17 protein-coding genes are annotated in these 21394 nt (G+C 39.0%); 7 read left to right on the top strand and 10 right to left on the bottom strand.

Annotated elements, in window-relative coordinates; genetic code table 11:
- Positions 1 to 245 precede the first annotated feature (245 nt).
- The 5 genes from betI to WNY98_RS02215 all read left to right on the top strand — a co-directional run bounded on the left by betI (position 246) and on the right by WNY98_RS02215 (position 6055).
- On the top strand, positions 246 to 821 hold the full coding sequence (gene betI / locus WNY98_RS02235; protein ID WP_342877084.1) for a transcriptional regulator BetI: 576 nt from the start codon (positions 246 to 248) through the stop codon (positions 819 to 821).
- Between the two features lies 1 nt (position 822).
- On the top strand, positions 823 to 2286 hold the full coding sequence (gene betB / locus WNY98_RS02230) for a betaine-aldehyde dehydrogenase (protein ID WP_342877008.1): 1464 nt from the start codon (positions 823 to 825) through the stop codon (positions 2284 to 2286).
- Positions 2287 to 2297: 11 nt separating this feature from the next.
- The gene (betA, locus tag WNY98_RS02225) at positions 2298 to 3965 is read left to right on the top strand and encodes a choline dehydrogenase (RefSeq protein ID WP_342877007.1); all 1668 of its coding nucleotides are present in this window, start codon (positions 2298 to 2300) and stop codon (positions 3963 to 3965) included.
- A gap of 158 nt (positions 3966 to 4123) precedes the next feature.
- A complete protein-coding gene (locus WNY98_RS02220) occupies positions 4124 to 5341 on the top strand; it encodes a BCCT family transporter (protein ID WP_024599928.1) in 1218 nt (405 codons plus the stop codon).
- A 9-nt stretch (positions 5342 to 5350) separates the two neighbouring features.
- Positions 5351 to 6055 carry a TorF family putative porin gene (locus tag WNY98_RS02215; protein ID WP_024599927.1) on the top strand — a complete coding sequence of 235 codons (705 nt, stop codon included), beginning with the start codon at positions 5351 to 5353 and terminating at the stop codon, positions 6053 to 6055.
- Positions 6056 to 6185: 130 nt separating this feature from the next.
- On the opposite strand, the gene WNY98_RS02210 is transcribed toward WNY98_RS02215, so the two are convergent.
- The 3 genes from WNY98_RS02210 to fdxA form a co-directional block, all read right to left on the bottom strand.
- Complete coding sequence (locus WNY98_RS02210; RefSeq protein WP_342877006.1) at positions 6186 to 8096, bottom strand: bifunctional diguanylate cyclase/phosphodiesterase; 1911 nt, start codon at positions 8094 to 8096, stop codon at positions 6186 to 6188.
- 420 nt (positions 8097 to 8516) lie between these two features.
- Complete coding sequence (locus tag WNY98_RS02205) at positions 8517 to 10760, bottom strand: DUF5916 domain-containing protein (RefSeq protein ID WP_342877005.1); 2244 nt, start codon at positions 10758 to 10760, stop codon at positions 8517 to 8519.
- Positions 10761 to 10895: 135 nt separating this feature from the next.
- Positions 10896 to 11219: a ferredoxin FdxA gene (fdxA, locus tag WNY98_RS02200; RefSeq protein ID WP_024599924.1), complete on the bottom strand. Its 324-nt coding sequence runs from the start codon at positions 11217 to 11219 to the stop codon at positions 10896 to 10898.
- A 194-nt stretch (positions 11220 to 11413) separates the two neighbouring features.
- On the opposite strand from fdxA, the gene WNY98_RS02195 reads away from it, so the two are divergent.
- The gene (locus WNY98_RS02195; RefSeq protein ID WP_342877004.1) at positions 11414 to 13021 is read left to right on the top strand and encodes an NAD(P)/FAD-dependent oxidoreductase; all 1608 of its coding nucleotides are present in this window, start codon (positions 11414 to 11416) and stop codon (positions 13019 to 13021) included.
- 95 nt (positions 13022 to 13116) lie between these two features.
- Positions 13117 to 14616, top strand: coding sequence for an amidase family protein (locus WNY98_RS02190; RefSeq protein ID WP_342877003.1), 1500 nt, complete (start codon positions 13117 to 13119; stop codon positions 14614 to 14616).
- 30 nt (positions 14617 to 14646) lie between these two features.
- Here the strand turns inward: WNY98_RS02190 and WNY98_RS02185 are convergent, their stop codons facing one another.
- The 7 genes from WNY98_RS02185 to WNY98_RS02155 all read right to left on the bottom strand — a co-directional run bounded on the left by WNY98_RS02185 (position 14647) and on the right by WNY98_RS02155 (position 21393).
- Positions 14647 to 15951: a DEAD/DEAH box helicase gene (locus WNY98_RS02185; protein ID WP_002958629.1), complete on the bottom strand. Its 1305-nt coding sequence runs from the start codon at positions 15949 to 15951 to the stop codon at positions 14647 to 14649.
- A gap of 90 nt (positions 15952 to 16041) precedes the next feature.
- Positions 16042 to 17271, bottom strand: a complete 1230-nt coding sequence (locus tag WNY98_RS02180; RefSeq protein WP_170071625.1) for a beta-ketoacyl-ACP synthase — start codon at positions 17269 to 17271, stop codon at positions 16042 to 16044.
- Entirely contained in the window at positions 17271 to 17996 is a 726-nt protein-coding gene (gene fabG, locus WNY98_RS02175; protein WP_076924766.1) for a 3-oxoacyl-ACP reductase FabG, read from the bottom strand. The genes WNY98_RS02180 and fabG overlap by 1 nt, the downstream gene beginning before the upstream one ends.
- Positions 17996 to 18448, bottom strand: a complete 453-nt coding sequence (locus WNY98_RS02170; RefSeq protein WP_342877002.1) for a hotdog family protein — start codon at positions 18446 to 18448, stop codon at positions 17996 to 17998. The genes fabG and WNY98_RS02170 overlap by 1 nt, the downstream gene beginning before the upstream one ends.
- Positions 18441 to 19610 (bottom strand): beta-ketoacyl-ACP synthase, encoded by a 1170-nt coding sequence (locus WNY98_RS02165; RefSeq protein WP_342877001.1) that lies wholly within the window; start codon positions 19608 to 19610, stop codon positions 18441 to 18443. The genes WNY98_RS02170 and WNY98_RS02165 overlap by 8 nt, the downstream gene beginning before the upstream one ends.
- Positions 19607 to 20167, bottom strand: a complete 561-nt coding sequence (locus WNY98_RS02160; protein WP_076924768.1) for a DUF3261 domain-containing protein — start codon at positions 20165 to 20167, stop codon at positions 19607 to 19609. Before WNY98_RS02160 ends, WNY98_RS02165 begins: the two co-directional genes overlap by 4 nt.
- Positions 20155 to 21393 (bottom strand): NAD(P)/FAD-dependent oxidoreductase, encoded by a 1239-nt coding sequence (locus tag WNY98_RS02155; protein ID WP_342877000.1) that lies wholly within the window; start codon positions 21391 to 21393, stop codon positions 20155 to 20157. The genes WNY98_RS02160 and WNY98_RS02155 overlap by 13 nt, the downstream gene beginning before the upstream one ends.
- Position 21394: the final 1 nt, after the last annotated feature.

Raw genomic sequence — 21394 nt, 5'->3', positions numbered from 1 at the left:
ATTTATTGCTGTAAACAAATCATTACTATTATTTAATCTCAAAAAAAATCTTTCAACACCATGTTTTATAAGTAATAAAATAAAATAAAACTTTATCTTCTTTATCGCATTAGTTGCACTTTTATTAATGATTAATCTACATTTTGGCATCTAGATATTTACCTCAACCTTGAATTGTTAGAGCTATTACCTTAAGCTTATCTTTATTGAACGTTCAATTAATAAAAATTATGCCTAAAGTTGGAATGGAACCTGTCAGGCGTCAGCAGTTAATTGACGCAACTATAGAATCTGTTGCGACGAATGGATTACAAGGAACGACTATAAACAGCATTAGTAAAAATGCAGGTTTATCGTCGGGTATTATTAGTCATTATTTTGGTGGTAAGCAGGGGCTGATTGAAGCCACTGTTCGATACTTACTAACAAGCTTAAAACAAGACTTGATAGGCAAAGTAAATCATCAAACAAATGCGACTGAACGTTTAATGTTTATTATCGAAGCCAACTTTGCGCTTGTACAACAGCGTAATGATACAACCCGAACGTGGTTAAGTTTTTGGGCGCAATCGATGCATGATGAAGAATTACACCGACTACAAAATGTAAACAGTAAACGCTTGCAAAGTAATTTAGCATTTTCTTTTAAACAATTAATGCCTATTGAGCAAGCAAATCAAGCTGCAGAACTTAGCGCCGCAATGATCGATGGCCTATGGTTAAGAGCAGTACTTAGTAAATCAGATAATAACCAGTTTAAACACAGTGAAGATTTAGCAAAAAGCTATGTACATTCACTCATAAAGCAATATGGAGCCTAGCGTGACTACACCTGTCTATCAAAATTTTATTAACGGCCATTTCCTTGCAAACCAAAACGGCAAAACATTTGATGTAACAAATCCGGCAACGGGTGAGGTTATTTACGCAGTAGAAATTGCTGATGAATTTATTCAAAACGCAGCTATTGAAAGCGCAAAACAAGGTTTTGCTCAGTGGTCAGCAATGGCGCCAATTGAACGTAGTCGTATTTTATTAAAAGCCGTTGCTTTGTTACGCGAACGCAACGATGAGTTAGCACTAATAGAAGTACTCGATACCGGTAAACCAATGCAAGAAGCAAATTGTGTTGATATAGAAACTGGCGCTGATGTAATTGAATACTTTGCTGGTTTAGCTCCTGCACAAGTAGGCCAGCAACAAATGGTTGGCAACGATTTTTATTACACACGCAAAGAACCATTAGGTATATGTGCTGGTATTGGTGCATGGAACTACCCTTTGCAAATTGCATGTTGGAAGTCAGGACCGGCTCTCGCTGCTGGTAATGCGTTTATATTCAAACCATCTGAGGAAACACCACTAGGTGCACTAAAACTTGCAGAAGTGTTTGTTGAAGCTGGCGTACCGGCTGGTGTGTTTAATGTTGTTCAAGGTGCGGGCGATGTAGGTCAGTGGCTAACACAGCACAGTGAGATTGATAAGGTATCGTTTACTGGTGAAGTAGGCACAGGTAAAAAAGTAGTGGCAAGCGCTGCGGGCACTTTAAAAGATGTAACGATGGAGCTTGGTGGTAAATCTCCGCTGTTAGTTTTTGATGATGCCAATATTGAGCAAGCTGTTAGCGCTGCGATGTTAGGTAACTTTTATACCCAAGGCGAAATTTGTACTAACTGTACGCGTATTTACGTTCATAAAAATGTATATCAGCAATTTATTAATGAGCTTAAAGCGCGCACTGAGAAAAACATTATTGCTGGCGACCCTCAAGATTTAAATACAAACTTTGGCGCACTTATCTCTAAAAAGCATCAAGATTTAGTAATGAGCTACGTCAATAAAGGCATCGAAGAAGGCGCAACGTTATTAACTGGTGGCACAACGCTTTCACCAGAATCTGCACCTAATGGCTATTTTGTAGCACCGACTGTGTTTATTGATTGTAATGACGACATGACTATCGTTAAAGAAGAAATATTTGGTCCGGTAATGAGCGTGCTTGTTTTTGAAGACGAAGACGATGTTATTGCACGTGCTAACGGCACTCACCTTGGTTTAGCCGCAGGCGTATTTACTAGCGATATTAAACGTGCTCACCGCGTAATTCATAAGTTACAAGCTGGTATTTGTTGGATTAATGCATACGGTAACTCACCGGCTGAAATGCCAGTTGGCGGTTATAAGCAATCGGGTATTGGCCGTGAAAATGGTATACAAACGCTTGATCAATACACGCAAACTAAGTCTATTTATGTTGGTATGGCCGACATAGAAAGCCCATTTTAAGGCGCCCTACTATGAGTAATCATTACGACTATATTATTGTTGGCGCGGGTTCGGCGGGTTGTGTTCTAGCCAACCGTTTATCTGAAGATTCAAATAATCGCGTATTACTGCTTGAAACTGGCGGTAGCGATAAAAGTATTTTTATAAAAATGCCAACCGCGTTATCTATTCCTATGAATAGTGACAAATACGCATGGCAGTTTCATACGCAGCCTGAGCCTCATTTAGATAACCGTGAAATGCATTGCCCACGAGGCAAAGTATTAGGCGGCTCGTCATCTATTAATGGCATGGTGTATGTACGCGGTCACGCAAAAGATTTTGACGAATGGCAGCAACACGGTGCAAACGGCTGGGATTACCAATCGTGTTTACCGTATTTTCAAAAGGCAGAAAGCTTTTACCTTGGTGAAAATACTTACCGTGGTGGCAAAGGCCCGCTTGGCGTTAATAACGGCAACGAAATGAAAAACCCGCTTTACCGCACCTTTATCAAAGCAGGTGTACAAGCCGGTTACGCTTCTACAGATGATTATAATGCGTCGCAGCAAGAGGGTTTTGGCCCAATGCACATGACCGTAAAAGACGGCGTGCGCAGCTCTGCTTCGCGTGAGTATTTAGACCCTGTTAAATCGCGTAGTAATTTAACGATTATTACAGGTGCACTCGCACAACGCGTGATTTTAGATGGCAAGAAAGCTACTGGCATCGAATACAAAGTAAATGGCGACGTTAAAACTGCACATGCTGCAAAAGACGTTGTATTAAGTGCAGGCCCAATCGGCTCTCCACATATTTTACAACTCTCTGGTATTGGTGACACACAAGCGCTTGAAAAAGCAGGCGTTGAAGTACAACATCATCTACCTGGTGTTGGTCAAAACTTACAAGATCATCTTGAGTTTTACTTTCAATACAAGTGTAAGCAACCTATCACGCTTAACGGCAAGCTAGGCATTGTTTCAAAAGGTTTGATTGGCGCGCGCTGGTTATTAACGCGTTCGGGTTTAGGTGCAACGAATCATTTTGAATCGTGTGCGTTTATTCGCTCAAAACCAGGTGTTGAATGGCCAGATATTCAGTATCACTTTTTACCAGCGGCTATGCGTTACGACGGTCGAAGCGCATTTGCAGGTCATGGTTTTCAAGTACATGTTGGTCATAACAAACCAAAAAGCCGTGGTAGTGTGACTATTGCTTCTGCAAATCCTGAGCAACCACCAACAATTTTATTTAATTACCTTGAGCATCAAGACGATATTGAAGGCTTTAGAGCATGCGTTCGCTTAACACGCGACATAATCGAGCAAAGTGCCTTTGATGAATACCGCGATGAAGAAATTCAACCAGGTAAACATATTCAAACAGATGAAGAAATAGATGCCTTTGTACGCCAAGCCGTAGAAAGTGCCTACCACCCTTCTTGCTCATGCAAAATGGGTGAAGATGATATGGCCGTTGTTAACTCAAATACGCAAGTACATGGTATTGAAGGATTACGTGTTGTTGACTCATCTATATTCCCAACGGTTCCTAACGGAAACTTGAATGCGCCTACTATTATGGTTGCCGAAAAAGCAGCTGACATAATTTTAGGTAAAGACCCATTACAGAAATCGGATGTGAATGTTGCCATAACAAAAAACTGGCAAGAAACACAACGTAGTACGGAGATCTAACTTTAGCCACATGCTCAGGTTTAGTCTCGTCGGGCTAAACCAATGCGTGCCTTGCAGTGGCACACGATGTAAATAGGTTACGTTGTGTTAATGCGAGAATAAAACAATAAAATACGGAGTGCTTATGAATTATTTTTATTCATTACTGGAGGGTAACAATGACTATTTGGCTTAATGCAGGGATCATTTTTACCTTACTTGCCATTATCACTATTTTAATTAAATGGGGTAATGTTCGCGTAGTAGGTGTAACACCAGTTCGAACCTTTACGTTTATAGCAATACTATTTACTTCTGGCCTTGATGTTGGCCTTATCATGTTTCCTTTAACTGAGTTTGCAGGTTATGCAGACATAAAAGCAAGCCCAGAATACGCGTTTGCAAATCCACTGGCTATTGAGTTTGGCTACTGGGGATTTTTGATCTGGGGGTTTTACTTTCTTACGTGCTTTTATTTCTGTGTAATAGAACCTAAAGTGAAATTTTTCGAAATTCCTTGGGTTAAATTTATCAATAACGTTGTAATTATTGGTACATGTGCATTTACCGCTTATTTATTGCTTACAAACCTACCATGGTATTTACCCGAATTAGGTGATGGAACAAGTATAGTTTCTGAGTTTTATTTAATTGTGTTTGCAGCTATCTGTTTTGCTGTGTACTCAAGTACTGATATTAAATATGTACGTATTTTAAGTATTTCTACTACGTGGTTATTTTTAGTATTAATCGCCTTTATGTGGGCTGGCGCATTTGTGATCGGTGATAGTCAAATGTCAGCATTTACAGATAACTTAGGCTCTATTGGTACTTACTTTGCTAATATTAATGAATTTGTTTTACCACTTAATGATTACCATGAATTTTACTTATTTTGGTGGTTCGCATGGAGCATAATGATTGGTCAATTTACATCACGCTTTGTTGGTGGACTTAAAACATACCAAGTATTGGCTGCAATGTTGATTTTCCCTTCTATTCCTATCGCAATTTGGTTTAGTGTACTTTATCACTACCACGAAGCGGGCATTCCAACTCAAGGTATTAAAAACTTTGCTATGGTATTTGTAGGTATTGTATTTGTAATTAACTCACTCGATTCGTTAGTGCGTTTATATACAGATAACCTAAACTTTACCGTAAAGCGTTTTGGAAAAATGAAATACATAGTCGGAAACATTGTTGCTTTATCACTACTTACACTATTGTTTAAATTGGAATTTTTACAAATTCAGTGGGTAGGTGCATTAGTAATTGGCTTGTTCTTTATCTGTGCTGCTTTTATTGGTTACAGTAAATTTAAAACAGTAACGAATATAGATAGCTCACCAAAAGCAAACGAAATTGATTACACAAAAATTGACACAGTACACTAGGGATAAATAATGAATAACAAACTAAAACAACTTGCAGTAGCACTACCATTTGCGCTTTTATCAACAACTGCAGCAGCTGATTGGTCAACAACAATCACTGCAGCGTCTGACTACACTTTTAATGGTGTAACACAAACAGATAGCGACCCAGCGATTCAAGGTAGCTTGGACTATGCCTTTGACAGCGGTGTTTACGCAGGTGTGTGGGCTTCAAATGTAGATTTTGGTGACGACACTGATTTTGAACTTGATGCCTATGTAGGTAAGTATGTGCAACTTGATGAGCAATTTAGCGTTGACTACGGTATTGCTTATTACACGTACCAAGGTAATAACAGCGATGGAAACTACGCTGAAGCTTACACAAAATTTGGTTACGCAAGTGAGTACGGACAAACTGAGCTTAACTTTTGGTACAGCTGGGATTACTTTGGAACAGGCGCCGGTCATGTAATTTCAATGGTTGCTCACACTTATGAACTAGCTCCAAACCACGCACTACGTGCAAGTTTTGATATTTCAAATTCACTTGATGGTGATAAGTTTCAGTGGGATGGCGCTAAGGGTGATAAATCATACCACCACTATCGCTTGGCATACCAAACAAGCTACGAAGGTTTTGGTATTGAAGTGGCTGCTGAAAACACAAGCTTAGATTACGATTATGCTGATGAGCGTATCGTACTTGCTGTTTCTCGCACATTTGATCTTTAATACAATTATTACTGATTAAACAAAAATGCCACTCTATTTAGAGTGGCATTTTTATTTATAAACTAACTAACTAACTAACTAACTAACTAACTAACTAACTAACTAACTAACTAACTAACTAACTAACTAACTAACTAACAATATCCCAAGCACTAGTACCCGATGCTGAAAGGTTACTGGTGTTATTGCGTAATACTTTATTACCTACATTAGCTGATGACTCAGGTCGGCTTACTAAATAACCCTGAACAGAACTCACACCCATTTTTTTAACAAGTTCAAACTGCCCTATTTCTTCAACGCCTTCAGCCACAATTTTAAGACCTAACTTTTTCCCTAGATCACTAATTGTATTTAATATGTCGTTATATTTTTGGCTCTTATTAGCTTGAGATATAAACGAGCGATCAATTTTAATAACATCTATTGGTAAATCAGCTAATGTACTTAACGAGCTAAAACCTGTACCAAAATCATCAATTGCAATGGTAATGCCCTCTTCTCTTAATCTACTTAAGTCTTTAATTATTTTAGGGCTGGCTTTAATAAATGTAGATTCAGTAATTTCAAGCATCAGAGACGTAGCTGGTAAGCCGGTTTTTTTAAGCTTCTTCATTACCCAATCATAAATATCACGGTGCTTTAATTGAATGCCCGAAACATTAACTGATATTTTCACTTTGCGCATACCTGCATTGTGCCATGCGGCCATCTGTCTACACGATTCAAGCATAATCCAATCGCCAAGCTCTAATATTAAATTAGATTCCTCTGCTATTGGAATAAATTCTGAAGGGGGGATCATACCCTCAACTGGATGATCCCATCGGGTAAGCGCCTCAAAATAATCAATCATACAATCTTCAACATGTACAATCGGTTGAAAAGATAAATAAAAATCTTTACACGCGACCGCTAAACGCAGCTCTTCAAGTAAATAATGGTAACGGCGCATTTTGTTACCCATTTCTGGTGAGTAAACTTTAAATATCCCCTTACCATCGCTTTTAGCCCTATACATAGCCACGTCAGCTAATTGCAAAAGAGCCTGCGGCGTTGATGCACTTTCTGGATAAGCCGCAATACCAATACTGGCACTAATTTTTACTATTTTATTACCTAGCACAAAGTCTTTTTCAAGCTCACTAAGCACGTGTTTAGCAATTTCAACAACTCTGTCGCTATCATCAAGTAACTCTATAAAAATGGAAAATTCATCTCCTCCCAACCTCGATAAGTTTTGTTCTAATTGGTTAGCACTATTTATATTACTTAATTTATGGTGGCGTAGAACATTGGCAAGGCGAGTAGCAACTTGAACTAATATTTCATCACCAAAACTATGACCAAACGAGTCGTTTACTTGTTTAAAGCCATCAAGGTCTATAAACAGGAGCGCACACTTGAGATCTTCTTGGTTAGCATGATTAATTTGTCTGTCGATATGTTCAATATAAGCATGGCGGTCAATTAACAGCGTCAGTTTGTCTTGGCATATACTGGTTTGTGTTTGTTTTACATAATTAGCAACATGCGTATTTAAACTATTTATAGATTGACCTAAGCTGCTTACACCCAAAGGGTTCTCAGCTGGTTTTACTTGCAAGTTAAATGCAGTTAATAAGCTATTGGCTTGAAGGTTAAGCTCTGCTATCTGATTTTTATAGTGGCGCTTTCTGCGCTCCCTACGTAAATACAAACCAGAACCGAATACTAAAATACATAAGAGTAAAAAGTTAATAGGTGATGCAAGCGTCATTACAATTAGCTTATTTGAATCAGCTGCTACAAACTGGGTCTCAGTGGTTTTAATAAGTAAAAAATCGGCAGTAGGCTGCTCAATAATATAATGGCCATTCAAAATGGGGTTATACCAAGGAGCCATTTCAAGAGTGGTATTAGTTATTTCGAAACTTCGTATATCAATACTGGTATTAAATAAATTTATACGGTTGATCTGATTCGTTAACTCTATGTTTATACAAAAACAAAATAGAATTATAATTAGAAAAATAAAACCGAGCGGTTTAAGTTTACTCATAAAAAAAATCCATCTATTTTGCTTCTCCCATTAAACCCACCACCAAAAAACGAATTATATCGCCTGCATTTAGTACTAAGCAAGCACTGATATAATCCTAAGCCATTAGAATAACAAAAAACTGTAACAATAACGGATTAACTCACTCAATTTAATATAGTATAGGTGGGATTAACAAAAATAAACAAAAAGGTTTCAATTGTTTAAAATTTAATACATACCATCAATAAGCTCTATAATTTTTCTTCAGCGTCAATCTAGGCCACACCATTACAGCCTTTAGTATCTGTCTTTGATAATCCTTTCTGACATTCCCGATGCTTTAATACAACATTTCCTAAAATTATTCTTCAACATCATGCCTTGTTAAAAAACCTAGGAATGTAACAATTATCGCAGATACAATTATTATTTTAATATTTAAAGCTGCCATGCATAGCTAACTTTTGTAAAAAATGTACGTTGATCTCGCTCAATATTTTTAAGAGAATCGTCTTGGTAGCCTCTATCTGAGTAACCCAAATAAAACAACGTTTGTGCATTAATTTTATATGAGTAAACAAGCTGACTACCATAGTCTTTGTTAATTTGGCTAACTTGATAAAAATAGGCGTTTTCGTCTCTATCAATGTCTTCAAATTGTAAAATTAATTTAAGAATTGAACGCATACTAAATTTATAATGAAGTCTAAAATCGACTAGGTTAGCAGTAAATACACGATCCCCTTGCGGATTATCTAATTGGCTGTAGTTATGTTTTACATCGAGTTGCCAATGGTCGTTAATGTCCCACACAACTTGGGTTTGAGTGTCAAACGCATCGCCTAGTTGCTCATTTGCATAATCAATGCGGCTAGCGTATTCAATATATAACGAAAGCTTTAAATCTTTAGTGGGTTTAAAACCGGTGTAAATAAAACCAATATTTTGATTATAAAAATTGCCATTATAGTTTTCATAGCGATGTACTAAACCAATTTCAAAAATAGATTGTTTTTGACCTTTGAAGCTTAAAAAGCCCTCGTGTTCTTCTTCAAGTAAGTCGCCATTTTGCGCCCACGTTTTATCCCAGTCAGCTTCGTATGACCATGAGGTAAGTAAATCAGATTCATCTCTGTACCATGTTTGTCCACCACCAAAGCCTACTTTTTCATAATCTACTTTAGCTTGATAACCTAAATCAGTGCGATAGTCCTGCCCAATATTTTCATACGATGCAAACAATTTGTAATCACGTTTATCGCGCGTAAGTTCCAGGGCATATGCTTCATCTGACTGAGTTTCAGATAGGTTATAATTTTGAATTAAAAATTCAGAGTTACGTGTATCAGCAGATGATACTTGATACAAAAGAGTGTCCGATTGATTAAACCAGTAGCTACCGTCCACTGATAATACAGTGTTGTGATAGTCATCACTTTCTCTGTGCGTGCTTGAAATGCCGATAGTGCCTTGCTGACCTAAGTCATATTGATAACGCCCAGCGGCCGCATTCGTTTTTTTGTTTAGGCTTGCAAAGCCTGAGCCCTGATTCGTAGGCAGTAAAATATTACTATTGTCGTCGTCAGCGAGCATCAAAGCATAACTATGATCACCCGTTTTACCCGTCAGCTTTGCACCTAAGGTAGGCTCTGCAATTGTACGCGTGTATAAAAGCTCAAATAAGCTGCTTTTAAAGTAAGAAGCACCATCTAAAAAGAAAGGTCGTTTTTCGGCGTAATAAATAGAAAATGTTGTATTTACATCAAGCTCTAAAGAGTCTGTTTCTACTTGCGAAAAATCTGGATTGATCGTCGCATTTAAAACAGCGTCCTTGGTTAAACCCCAACGCAAATCTAAGCCCACTTCGGTATCAATATCGCCATTATCCCAGTTGCCCGGTAATTCAGATTTATTATCGTTACGAAGTGCGGTCAATGTAGGTGTTAATTGAATATTTTTACTCGATTCAATATCGCTAAAACCCACTAACTTATCAAACTGACAAAGGCTACATTTTATATTTCTATCAAACCCCATATTTGATAGCTGATATAAAACATCACGTTGATAGTTTCTCATGACTGAAAAACCCCACGTTAGCTCTTTTTCATTTTCAGGAAAGCGCAGTGCCTTAAAAGGAATACGCATTTCAACAACGTAACCTTTCTCGTTAATTTGCCCTGCGCTATCCCAAATAGCATTCCATGAGATATCTGAACTCCACCCATCGGTGTCGGTCATTCTTATATCGCCTTGTGCACCAAGGGGATTCACATGAAATTCATAACCACTGCGTTCATCATTAAATGTATCAATAACAAGAATAACTACGTCGTCTTCCCACAGCGTATCGCGGTCACGAAGTGATGCACGAATTTGCTCAGGGTTTGGATCCTCTGCAATAAAGGCAACATATAAGTTTGTGCCATCTTCGTAAATAAAAGCATCAGTTTTTACAGGAGGTGTGCCTTTTTCGTTAGGCTCATCTTGGTAGAGTAGAGGTATACGTGTCGCGTTTTTCCAGTGCGCTTCATCCATAACACCATCAATAGTGATATTTGAATCAATACGAGATAAGGGTACTTGCTGTTTACTAGCCGCTACATCAAGGCTTGAGAGTAATAAAACGAAACTTAAAAATAGGAAGGTAAACTTTTTTATTATAGTTATAAAGTACTGCATAAACATCCATTTAGACTGTAATTACTCATAGGGAGTAACTTAAGCTGGGGATTGTAATTTATCCAGGTACATTTGTTAATGCTTTGAAATGAAAAATTAACTATTTAATGATAAAGGAGTAACTAATGTTACCCATCAAGTTTCGAGTAGTTTAAGCTTATTGTCTATGCCATTCCAAACATCAGCGTCCTCTGGTGCAGGTTTAACCTCTGTAATGCGCGGCCAGACCAATGCGAGTTCAGCATTTAATTCTGTGAACTCTTTTTGAGATTCTGGTAGCTCATCTTCTTGGTATATTGCATCAGCTGAACATTCAGGGACACATAAACCGCAATCGATACAATCAATCGGGCTAATAGCTAAAAAATTAGGGCCTTCAAAAAATGCATCTGCTGGGCACACTGACACGCAATCGGTGTACTTGCATTTTATACAATTTTCGGTGACTACAAACGCCATACTATTTTAATACCTAAGATTTTAAACAACAGTTGTGGATCATACCCATCCCCCCCAAAAACACAATAAATAAGTGCCATATCACCCTATTTTAACGTAAAATACGCGCCTTATGTTTGCACACCCATTGTGCCCTGCATTCCCTTATTGTGAGCGGTAATAATACCCCGCTATGACACCTAAAAGAGATATAAATGATACGTTTAACCGAAATAAAGCTGCCACTTGATCATGACGAAGATGCAATTGGTCAAGCAATTGTAAATAAACTAAAAATCCAACCAGAACAATTGCACAGTTTTAATGTGTTCAAACGTGGTTATGACGCACGTAAAAAATCAGCTATTTTACTTATTTATACACTCGATATAGAAGTTGATAACGAAGCCAAGCTACTCTCAGCATTTGAAAAAGACCAACATGTAAAAGTAGCGCCAGACACAAACTATAAATTTGTAGCCCAAGCCAGCGAAAATATAACAGAGCGCCCTGTCGTGATTGGTTTTGGCCCTTGTGGTTTATTTGCAGGCTTATTACTTGCTCAAATGGGCTTTAAACCCATTATATTAGAGCGCGGTAAAGAAGTACGCGAGCGCACAAAAGACACATTCGGCTTTTGGCGTAAACGCACACTTAACACAGAATCAAACGTACAATTTGGTGAAGGTGGCGCAGGTACATTTTCAGACGGTAAGTTATACAGCCAAGTAAAAGATCCAAAACATTACGGCCGTAAAGTCATTACTGAATTTGTAGAAGCAGGCGCCCCCGATGAAATTTTATACGTAAGTAAGCCACACATTGGTACGTTTAAACTTGTTACCATGATTGAAAAAATGCGTGCTCGTATAATAGAACTCGGTGGTGAAATTCGCTTTAGCACACGTGTTGACGATATTCATTTAGATGATGGGCAAGTAACTGGCTTAACGCTTTCAAATGGCGAGCAGTTAAATACTCGCCATGTTGTATTAGCTGTAGGTCATAGTGCTCGTGACACGTTTGATATGATCCACAAAAAAGGCATTTATGTTGAAGCAAAACCTTTCTCAGTCGGTTTTAGGATCGAGCATAAACAATCAATGATCGATGAATGCCGTTTTGGTACAAATGCTGGTAACCCTATTTTAGGCTCTGCCGATTATAAACTTGTTCACCATTGTGATAATGGTCGCACAGTTTACAGCTTTTGTATGTGCCCAGGCGGTACTGTTGTAGCGGCAACGTCTGAAGAAGGACGTGTAGTAACCAATGGCATGAGCCAATATTCGCGAAGTGAGCGCAATGCTAACAGCGCTATTGTGGTAGGTATTTCTCCAGAGCAGGATTTTCCTGGTAATCCGCTTGCAGGTATAGACTTACAGCGCAAACTTGAAGAACAAGCGTATGAGCTTGGTGGTAGCAACTACGATGCACCAGCACAGTTAATTGGAGACTTTTTAAAAGGTAAATCATCAGAAAACTTAGGTGAAGTACAACCTTCTTACACACCCGGTATTAAGTTAACTGACTTGAGTAAAGTACTACCACAATTTGCTATTGATGCTCTTCGCGAAGCGATACCTGCGTTTAATAAACAAATTCGTGGTTTTTCTACTAACGACGGTTTATTAACCGGCGTTGAAACACGTACTTCGTCGCCTATCAGTATTAAGCGTGATAAAACATTCCAAAGTATTAACACTAAAGGGCTTTACCCAGCAGGCGAAGGCGCAGGCTACGCTGGCGGTATTTTATCAGCGGGTATTGATGGTATTAAAGCGGCTGAAGCGGTCGCACTGTCTATGTTAGAAAACGCTTAAACCTCTTTTTTAAGCCGTTTATCGAAAAGCCTCACTTTGTGAGGCTTTTTTGTGCTAAATGTATAGAAAATAATAACACCTCAAGCACCTCAACAATGATCAAAACATTTACCTTTTCGTTGCTTAGTGTATTAGCAATTTTTAACGCTAAAGCACAAGAGCTAAAAACCATCGATGAAATTCACAGTGCATATAAAAATAATTCTATTAATGCACAGCAACTCACCCAAAATTATATAGACCGAATTAATAAACTTAACCCACAATATAATGCAGTTATTAGTTTAGAGCCTACAGCACTTGCTCAAGCTAAAACGCTAGATGAACTTGCCACTAAAGGAACTTGGGCTGGACCATTACATGGAATACCTGTACTTCTTAAAGATAATATTGAGACTAAAGGCACACTTCCCACAACGGCTGGCTCTTTAGCACTTAAAAATAACGTTACTGATAATGATGCTTTTGTTGTTAAACAACTACGTAATGCAGGCGCTATAATTTTAGGCAAAGCTAATTTAAGTGAATGGGCAAATTTTCGTTCATCCTATTCATCTTCAGGCTGGAGTGCCGTAGGCGGACAAACACATAATGCGCACGATGTAACACGTAACCCATGTGGTTCTAGCGCAGGTTCTGCTGTTGCAGTAGCACTTAACTTTGCGCCCATAGCATTAGGGACTGAAACAGACGGTTCAATTACGTGCCCTGCCTCAGTAAATGGAGTTTATGCAATAAAGCCGAGTATGGGCCAAGTATCACGCTCAGGTGTTGTGCCTCTTTCAAGTAGCCAAGATTCAGTAGGACCGATGGCGCATTCACTTAAAGATTCGCTGCTTGTTTTATCTGTTTTGCAAGGAGAGGACTCTCTTGATACGACAACTACAGGGTTTGAATTAAAAACAGGTAATCTAAAATCAAAATCGTCGCTTATTATTGGTGCGCTACCTAGCGATAAATTTACAATTGAAACGCAGCGCCTTTATGCCAAGCAGCTACAAGCATTAAAACAGGCTGGGCACACTGTTATTAATGTAGATATTACTGATAACTTAGATACGCTATTTGTTGATGAATACTATATTTTACTTTACGACTTCAAAGCCGAAATTAATCATTACCTCGCAAGCACTCCAACACAAGTGGCTGTTAAAAGCCTAAAAGCACTTATTAATTTTAATATTCAAAATAAAAATACAGAAATGCCCCACTTTGAGCAAGATATCCTAGTTCAATCGCAGGCTATTGATTTAACTAACAAACAAAAATACCAGGAGACTAAAGACCGCTATCGCACTTTAGCAACGACAGCCATTGTTAATGTGTATAAAAACAACAAGCTTGATATTGTTATAGCGCCTACAGTATCACCCGCCTGGAAAACAGACTTAGTTAATGGTGATAATTTTAATGGCAGTAGTAGTTCGTTATCTGCTATTGCAGGCACAACACACATAACCCTACCGGTCGGAAAAGTAAGTGGTTTGCCGGTTGGTTTATCCATAATAGCAAATAAAGGGGACGAGCAAGCGGCTTATGAATATGCAAATACTATTGATGAGGTGTTATCACCAGGCACAAAAAAACCTGAGTAAACTCAGGTTTTTTTAACTAAACGGCGTTAACTATGACTTTTTAAGTGACAGTTTTTCGCCTTTTAAGCTTTTGCGAACGCTTGAAATACGTGAGCGATTTACTGCTCTCGCTTCACCAGTTGCTTGTCCTGATAACTTGTTAGAGCGTGTACGGCGTAAATGCGCTGGTTTTTTACCAATTTTATCAATGAGTACTTCACGGTTACTTACTTCGTAACCTTCTAGATATACACGTTTGATTTTTTGACCGATTAACGTTTCAATTTCAAACAAGGTGTTTTCTTCTTCGCGGCTAACAAATGAGATTGCTTGACCTTGGCGACCAGCACGACCTGTACGGCCAATACGGTGAACGTAATCTTCTGCAAGCCATGGTAAATCAATATTAATTACACGAGGTAAACCATCAATATCAATACCACGAGCTGCCACTTCTGTAGCCACTAATACGCGCACTTTGCCTTCTTTAAATTCACGTAAAGCACGACGACGGTTACCTTGAGATTTATCACCGTGGCAAACGCCTGCCGGAATACCATCAAGATTAAGCTCTTTAACAAGCTCGTCAGCGGTTTCTTTCATGTTTACGAATACAAGCACTTGTTGCCAGTTTTTCTTACCAATCAATTCAGAAAGTAGCTCTTGCTTACGACGTTCTTCAACTGGGTAAACAACATGTTCAACGGTACTTGCTGTACTGTTAGTTTGATCAACACGTACTATTTCAGCTTGTTTCAATACTTTAGATGCAAATTGTTTAATTGCTGCAGGGAATGTAGCAGAGAAAAGTAAAATCTGGCGCTCTTCTGCACAGCTTTTAATGACGTTTTGCATATCTTCGATAAAGCCCATATCAAGCATACGGTCAGCTTCATCAAGAACAAGGTGCTTAACACTTGCAAGGCTTAAGTTACCTAAACGAATATGATCAAATAAACGACCCGGTGTTGCAACAACAATATCTACACCTTCTTTTAAAGCGTTTGCTTGGCCAGCAGTGCTCACACCACCAAATAAACTAACGACTTTAAGTGATGTATGCTTTGCAAAATCTCTAAAGTTATTAGCTATTTGTTCTGCAAGTTCACGCGTTGGTGCAAGTACTAATGCATGAGGTGCATTAGTTGTGCTGAGTTCAGACTCAACCAATTTTTGGATGATAGGTAAAGCAAACGCTGCAGTTTTGCCTGTACCAGTTTGTGCACTGGCTAAAACGTCTTTACCTTTACGAACAGCAGGAATTGCTGCGCGCTGAATGGGCGTAAGGGTGTGATAGTTAAGTTCGTCCAACGCCTGGATGATTTCAGGAGCGAAACTAAAAGATTTAAAATTCATGCTGTATAACCTACGGCCACATTATCAAGGGTCGCAAATTATACAGCAAAAATGAGCTAACAGTTAGTCATAACTTATCTTTTAACGTGTTTAATCTACTTTATAGCGTTTAAATATTAAAGAGGTGTTAATACCACCAAACGCAAAGTTATTACTCATCACGTAATCGGTATTAATCTCACGCCCTTGATGCCTTATGTAATCAAGCTGAGCACATTCGTCATCAACGTTATCTAAATTAATTGTTGGTGCAAACCAGTTATCAGCCATCATATTAATACTTGCCCATGCTTCTATTGCACCACAAGCACCTAATGTATGCCCCAAATAACTTTTTAACGAGCTAATAGGTTTGCTGCCCAATGCTTTAAACGTTGCGTGAGACTCGGCAATATCACCTTTATCTGTTGATGTACCATGCGCATTAACGTAACCAATTTTTTCTGATTCTAGATTGGCATCTTGCAGTGCCATTTCTATCGCTAGTTGCATTGTTTTTGATGTTGGTTGAGTAACGTGCTGCCCATCAGAATTACAACCAAAACCAACCACCTCAGCTAATATTGTTGCTCCGCGCGCTTTTGCATGTTCGTATTCTTCTAAAATAAGTGTACCCGCGCCTTCGCCTATCACTAAGCCATCGCGATTTTTATCAAAAGGTCTTGGTGTTTTTTTTGGTGTTTGATTTTGTGTCGATGTTGCATAAAGCGTATCAAATACGGCGGCTTCAGTAATACATAACTCTTCAGCTCCACCAGCCACCATTATTTTTTGTCGGCCAAACTTAATCGCTTCATAGGCGTAGCCTATTCCTTGAGATCCCGATGTACAAGCAGAGCTTGTTGTTATAACACGCCCTTTTAAACCAAAAAACACACCCACATTTACAGGGGCAGTATGCGCCATCATTTTAATGTAACTCGTTGCTGTTACACCTGACATCGACCCCGTTTCCATCATATTTGCAAAGGCGAGTAATGGCGCAGTAGAGCCAGTAGATGAGCCATATGCTATGCCCGTAGAGCCATCTGTTAGACTGTCGTGCTCGAGTAGTTTGGCTTGTTCAAGTGCGCACTCAGTAGCACGAGTTGACATAAGTGACACTCGCCCCATTGAACGGATTTGTTTACGTTTATAATGACTTGGTCGCTCAAAGTGTTTAACTGGCGCGGCTAAACGAGTATTGAGATCGTCGGCTATATCCCACTCTGGCATAGTAACAACAGCATTTTCGCCTTTAATTAAGGCTTGTTTGAATTCAGACCAATCATCGCCCAATGCAGTGACCACAGACATGCCTGTTACAACAACGCGTTTAATCAAACCATGCCACCATTAACCGAAATCACTTGGCGTGTTATGTAAGCTGCATCATCAGACATTAAAAAAGCGACTGTGCCTGCGACTTCTTTAACGCTCCCCATTCGCTTAAGGGGTATCATTTTCATCATTTCATCAATAGGTAATTCATCAGTCATCGCGGTTTCTATTAAACCAGGTGCCACACAATTAACCGTAATTTTGCGTTTTGCCAATTCTAATGCAAGTGCTTTAGTGGCCCCAATAATACCGGCTTTTGCTGCACTATAATTTACTTGCCCTCGGTTACCTGCAATACCCGATACAGACGACATTGTAATTATGCGCCCACCTTTACGGCTTTGTACCATAGGCATTACAGTTGGGTGTACTACATTATAAAACCCATCAAGGCCTGTACGTATTACACAATCCCAGTCTTCCCCTTGCATAGCAGGAAATGCCATATCGTTAGTAATACCTGCATTACACACCACGCCGTAATAAGCGCCATGCTGAGCTATATCTTCTATTATTTGTGTTTTGGCCTGCTCTCTGTCACATACATCAAATTGTAATAAACTGGTGGCTCTACCTAATGCATTAATTTCATCGCATGTTGCTTGAGCTTGCTCAACACCTGCTCTGCAATGTACTGTAATATCAAACCCTTGCTCAGCAAGTTTTAACGCAATAGCTTTACCAATGCCACGGCTTGAACCCGTAACTAAAATTCTTTTTGTCATTAATTTTCTCTTATAAATTCCAACGGGTTTTCAGGCTGAAATACATTAATTTTTGCTTGGCAAAGTAGAGTTTCACACGCGAGTATTTGGCATTCAAATACACTTAAACCTGACTCTTCTTGATATAGTTTTTTCACTTCAATAGTCAACTTACTGCCGCTTTTAAAACCCGGTTGATAAGTTTGATATTTTCGCGTGCCAATCAAAAAACCAATTTTTACAGGTTTATTTTCATCATTCGCCAACGCACCAGCATAAGCGGCAATAGACTGCGCCATGTACTCAACACCAATATAGCTAGGTACGCCATTAATCGCAGGACTAAAAAAAGGGCTTTGCTCAGTTATAGTAACGCCGCACTGAGCTTCATCTTCGCTGTATGTCAAAAGGCTATCTATTAAAATCATTGGCGCATCATGCGGGACTACTTGCTCTATAAGGTAATTAGTCAACGTTAACTCCCAATATTAAGCTGGCATTATTACCGCCAAACGCAAATGAATTAGATAAACAGTATTTAAGAGCGGGCTTAAACGCTTGTTTTATTATTTTTATATCAGCCAAATCACTGCCTTCTTTAATCATGTTATATGGCAGCATATGTTGGCCGCTGTCTTTTAATAATAACCAACATATACCGGCTTCAATAGCGCCTGCAGCACCAAGGGTATGCCCTGTTAAATGCTTACTAGAGCTAAGCGGGGTATTGTTGCCAAACACGCGATTAATTGCAAGTGCTTCCATTTCGTCATTTTTTACAGTAGCCGTACCGTGAGCGTTAATATAATCAATATCACCACAGGATAACTTTGCACTTTTTAGTGCTTTTTCCATTGAGGCTTGGGCGCCCACCCCATTAGGATCGGGGGCTGACATATGATGCGCATCTGAGCTTTCGCCACTGCCTAGTAACATAACGCCGTTATTTGTTATTGGCATATTTTTAGTCATTACAAATAAAGCGGCCCCTTCACCAATATTAATGCCGTCTCTGGTGCTAGAAAAAGGCTGGCATAAACCCAAGCTTAATGAAGCGAGCGAATCAAAGCCATTAATTGTTAATTGGCACAAACTATCCGCACCACCACAAATTACCACATCGGCTAAATCAGCATTTAGCAAAGCTCGGGCGCTAATTAACGCTTTGCTACTCGACGTGCACGCAGTAGAAATACTGTAACAAGGCCCTAGAGCCCCTATTTTATGTGCAATGTAATGAGCGGGTGTAGCTAACTCTTGATCACTGTAACTAAAGTCATCAGGCCAGAGTTTTGTACTTTCATAGCTTTTACGCGCTCTTTCACCATCATGAATACCTGATGTACTAGTACCCATTACAATTGCGATACGCGACTTATCAATATGAGAAAGTTTATCTAAGGTTGGCTTAATCTGCTCTAAAGCTAGATCGATAAATGTATTGATACGTTTATTATTTGATAAAGCAATAGACTGAACTTGCCCAACATAAAGCGGAGTTTGCTCAGCACTTAAACTTTTATTTAAAGTTAATAAAGGAGTTGCAGGGTTATATTTATTTAAGCTTGTTGTGGTTGCATCTTGGCCTATGCCCATCGCGCTCACAATGCCTAAATCATTCAGCCAATATGTCACTGTTCTACCTTTTTAAATGTTATTTGATACTGATGTAAAATATTGTTCAACGTTGTCGACTCACCACTATAGTCAATGGTGATAAATGTACCCTCATCGTTAAATACTTCCCGATTAGAGCCAACCTGCTCTATTAAAGCACCCTCTAACTGCTTTTGTAAAAATGCTACTGGCCAATGTACTAATGCAATATCCGCCAAGATATAATGAGGGTCTATCCCTTCTACCGCCAGCATATTTCGTGTTTTTACCGGGCCATTTAAAGGTTTTTCAAGCTCCATAATTGGAAAGCCTTGTACCGTCATTAACAATAACTTAATTGCACCTTTGTCATTTATAGCTAATTGGGCAAATACAGTATGTGTTTTTTGCTGATTTGTAATATACAAAACATGCTGCCAAGACTTATCAAACATTTGTGCTGGCACGCTATTAATATTTAATTGAATATTAGGTGATAGATACACTCTATTTTTAGATGCTGTAAAACTCGTACAGGCGCTCAATACAGCAAATATGAATACACTACACACCGCATACTTAATTAATTTTGACATAACTGAGCCAAGACATTTAAACGGCGTTCACTTTGTGCAACAAATGGGTTATTTGTATCCCATGCGTAGCCCGCTAAAATAGCACTAATCATTTCTCGTACCTGAGTATTTTGCTCAGAGTAAAATATTACATCCTGAAAACGCGTATCGTACCATCCTGTTACAAATGTTCTAAAACAATCAACTCCAGCTTGTAATGGCTGTGCGTAGTGAGTGTCAAAATCGACGACTTCGTTTTTTAAATAGCAATCAACAAGTGGAGCAACTAAATTTGCAGATTTAAGTGCAATTGTTACACCTGATGAAAATACCGGATCTAAAAATTCCCCCGCATTACCTAATAAAGCAAAGTGCTTACCATATAACTTACTCACATTTGCCGAGTAGCCTTTAATATTTTTTGCTGGAGTTAATAACTCTCGTTGTGCTAACAGTGTTTTTAAATAAGGATCTTGCTCTATAAATTGATTTAGTAAATCGCTAGATTCGTCGTTATTAAAACGCTCTGACTGCGCCACCACCCCAATACTCGCAGTACCATCACTAAAGGGAATAAGCCAATACCACACATCAGAATATTGAGGGTGCACGGTAATCAAAATTTTATTACGATCGAAGCTTGAATCACTAATATTGTCTTTAAAATGACTAAAATAAGCGCTGCGAACAGGAAAGCTAGAGGGAAGTTCTAAATCTAACAATTTTGGTAATACACGCCCAAAGCCACTTGCGTCCAATACAAATCGGGCATTAACGCGGTAAGCTTGTTGCTGCTCATTGTGTACCACTAATGATGCACCATTTGGCTCATCACAGTAGTCAACCACGGTGTGCTTATATCTGATCTCTACGCCTTGTCCTTGTACTTTGTCTGCTAATAATTTGTCAAAGTCAGCTCTTTTCACTTGATACGTAGTGCCTGGGCCTTTAGTAAATTTTTCGGTAAAGTTTATAGTCGTATTTTGCCCTGCCCGATGAAAAGCAGCGCCATCTTTAAACTGAAAACCTAAAGTCGCTGCATTGTCATGCAGTATATCGATTAAGCCCGCCTCTTCTAAGAACGCCATACATTGCGGCAGTAAGCTTTCACCAATTGAAAAACGTGGAAACGCCTGCTGTTCAAGTACCAGCACCCGCCATCCCTTTTGTACTAAAAGGCTACTAGCCAATGCACCCGAAGGCCCAGCGCCAATAACAACAACATCGTACTGCTCAAGGTTATTCAAA

The organism is Pseudoalteromonas sp. AS71 (genome assembly GCF_038900275.1).
Classification (GTDB): Bacteria; Pseudomonadota; Gammaproteobacteria; order Enterobacterales; family Alteromonadaceae; genus Pseudoalteromonas.
The sequence above is the reverse complement of the archived record's forward strand: the minus strand, read 5'-3'. Positions and strand labels throughout refer to the sequence as shown.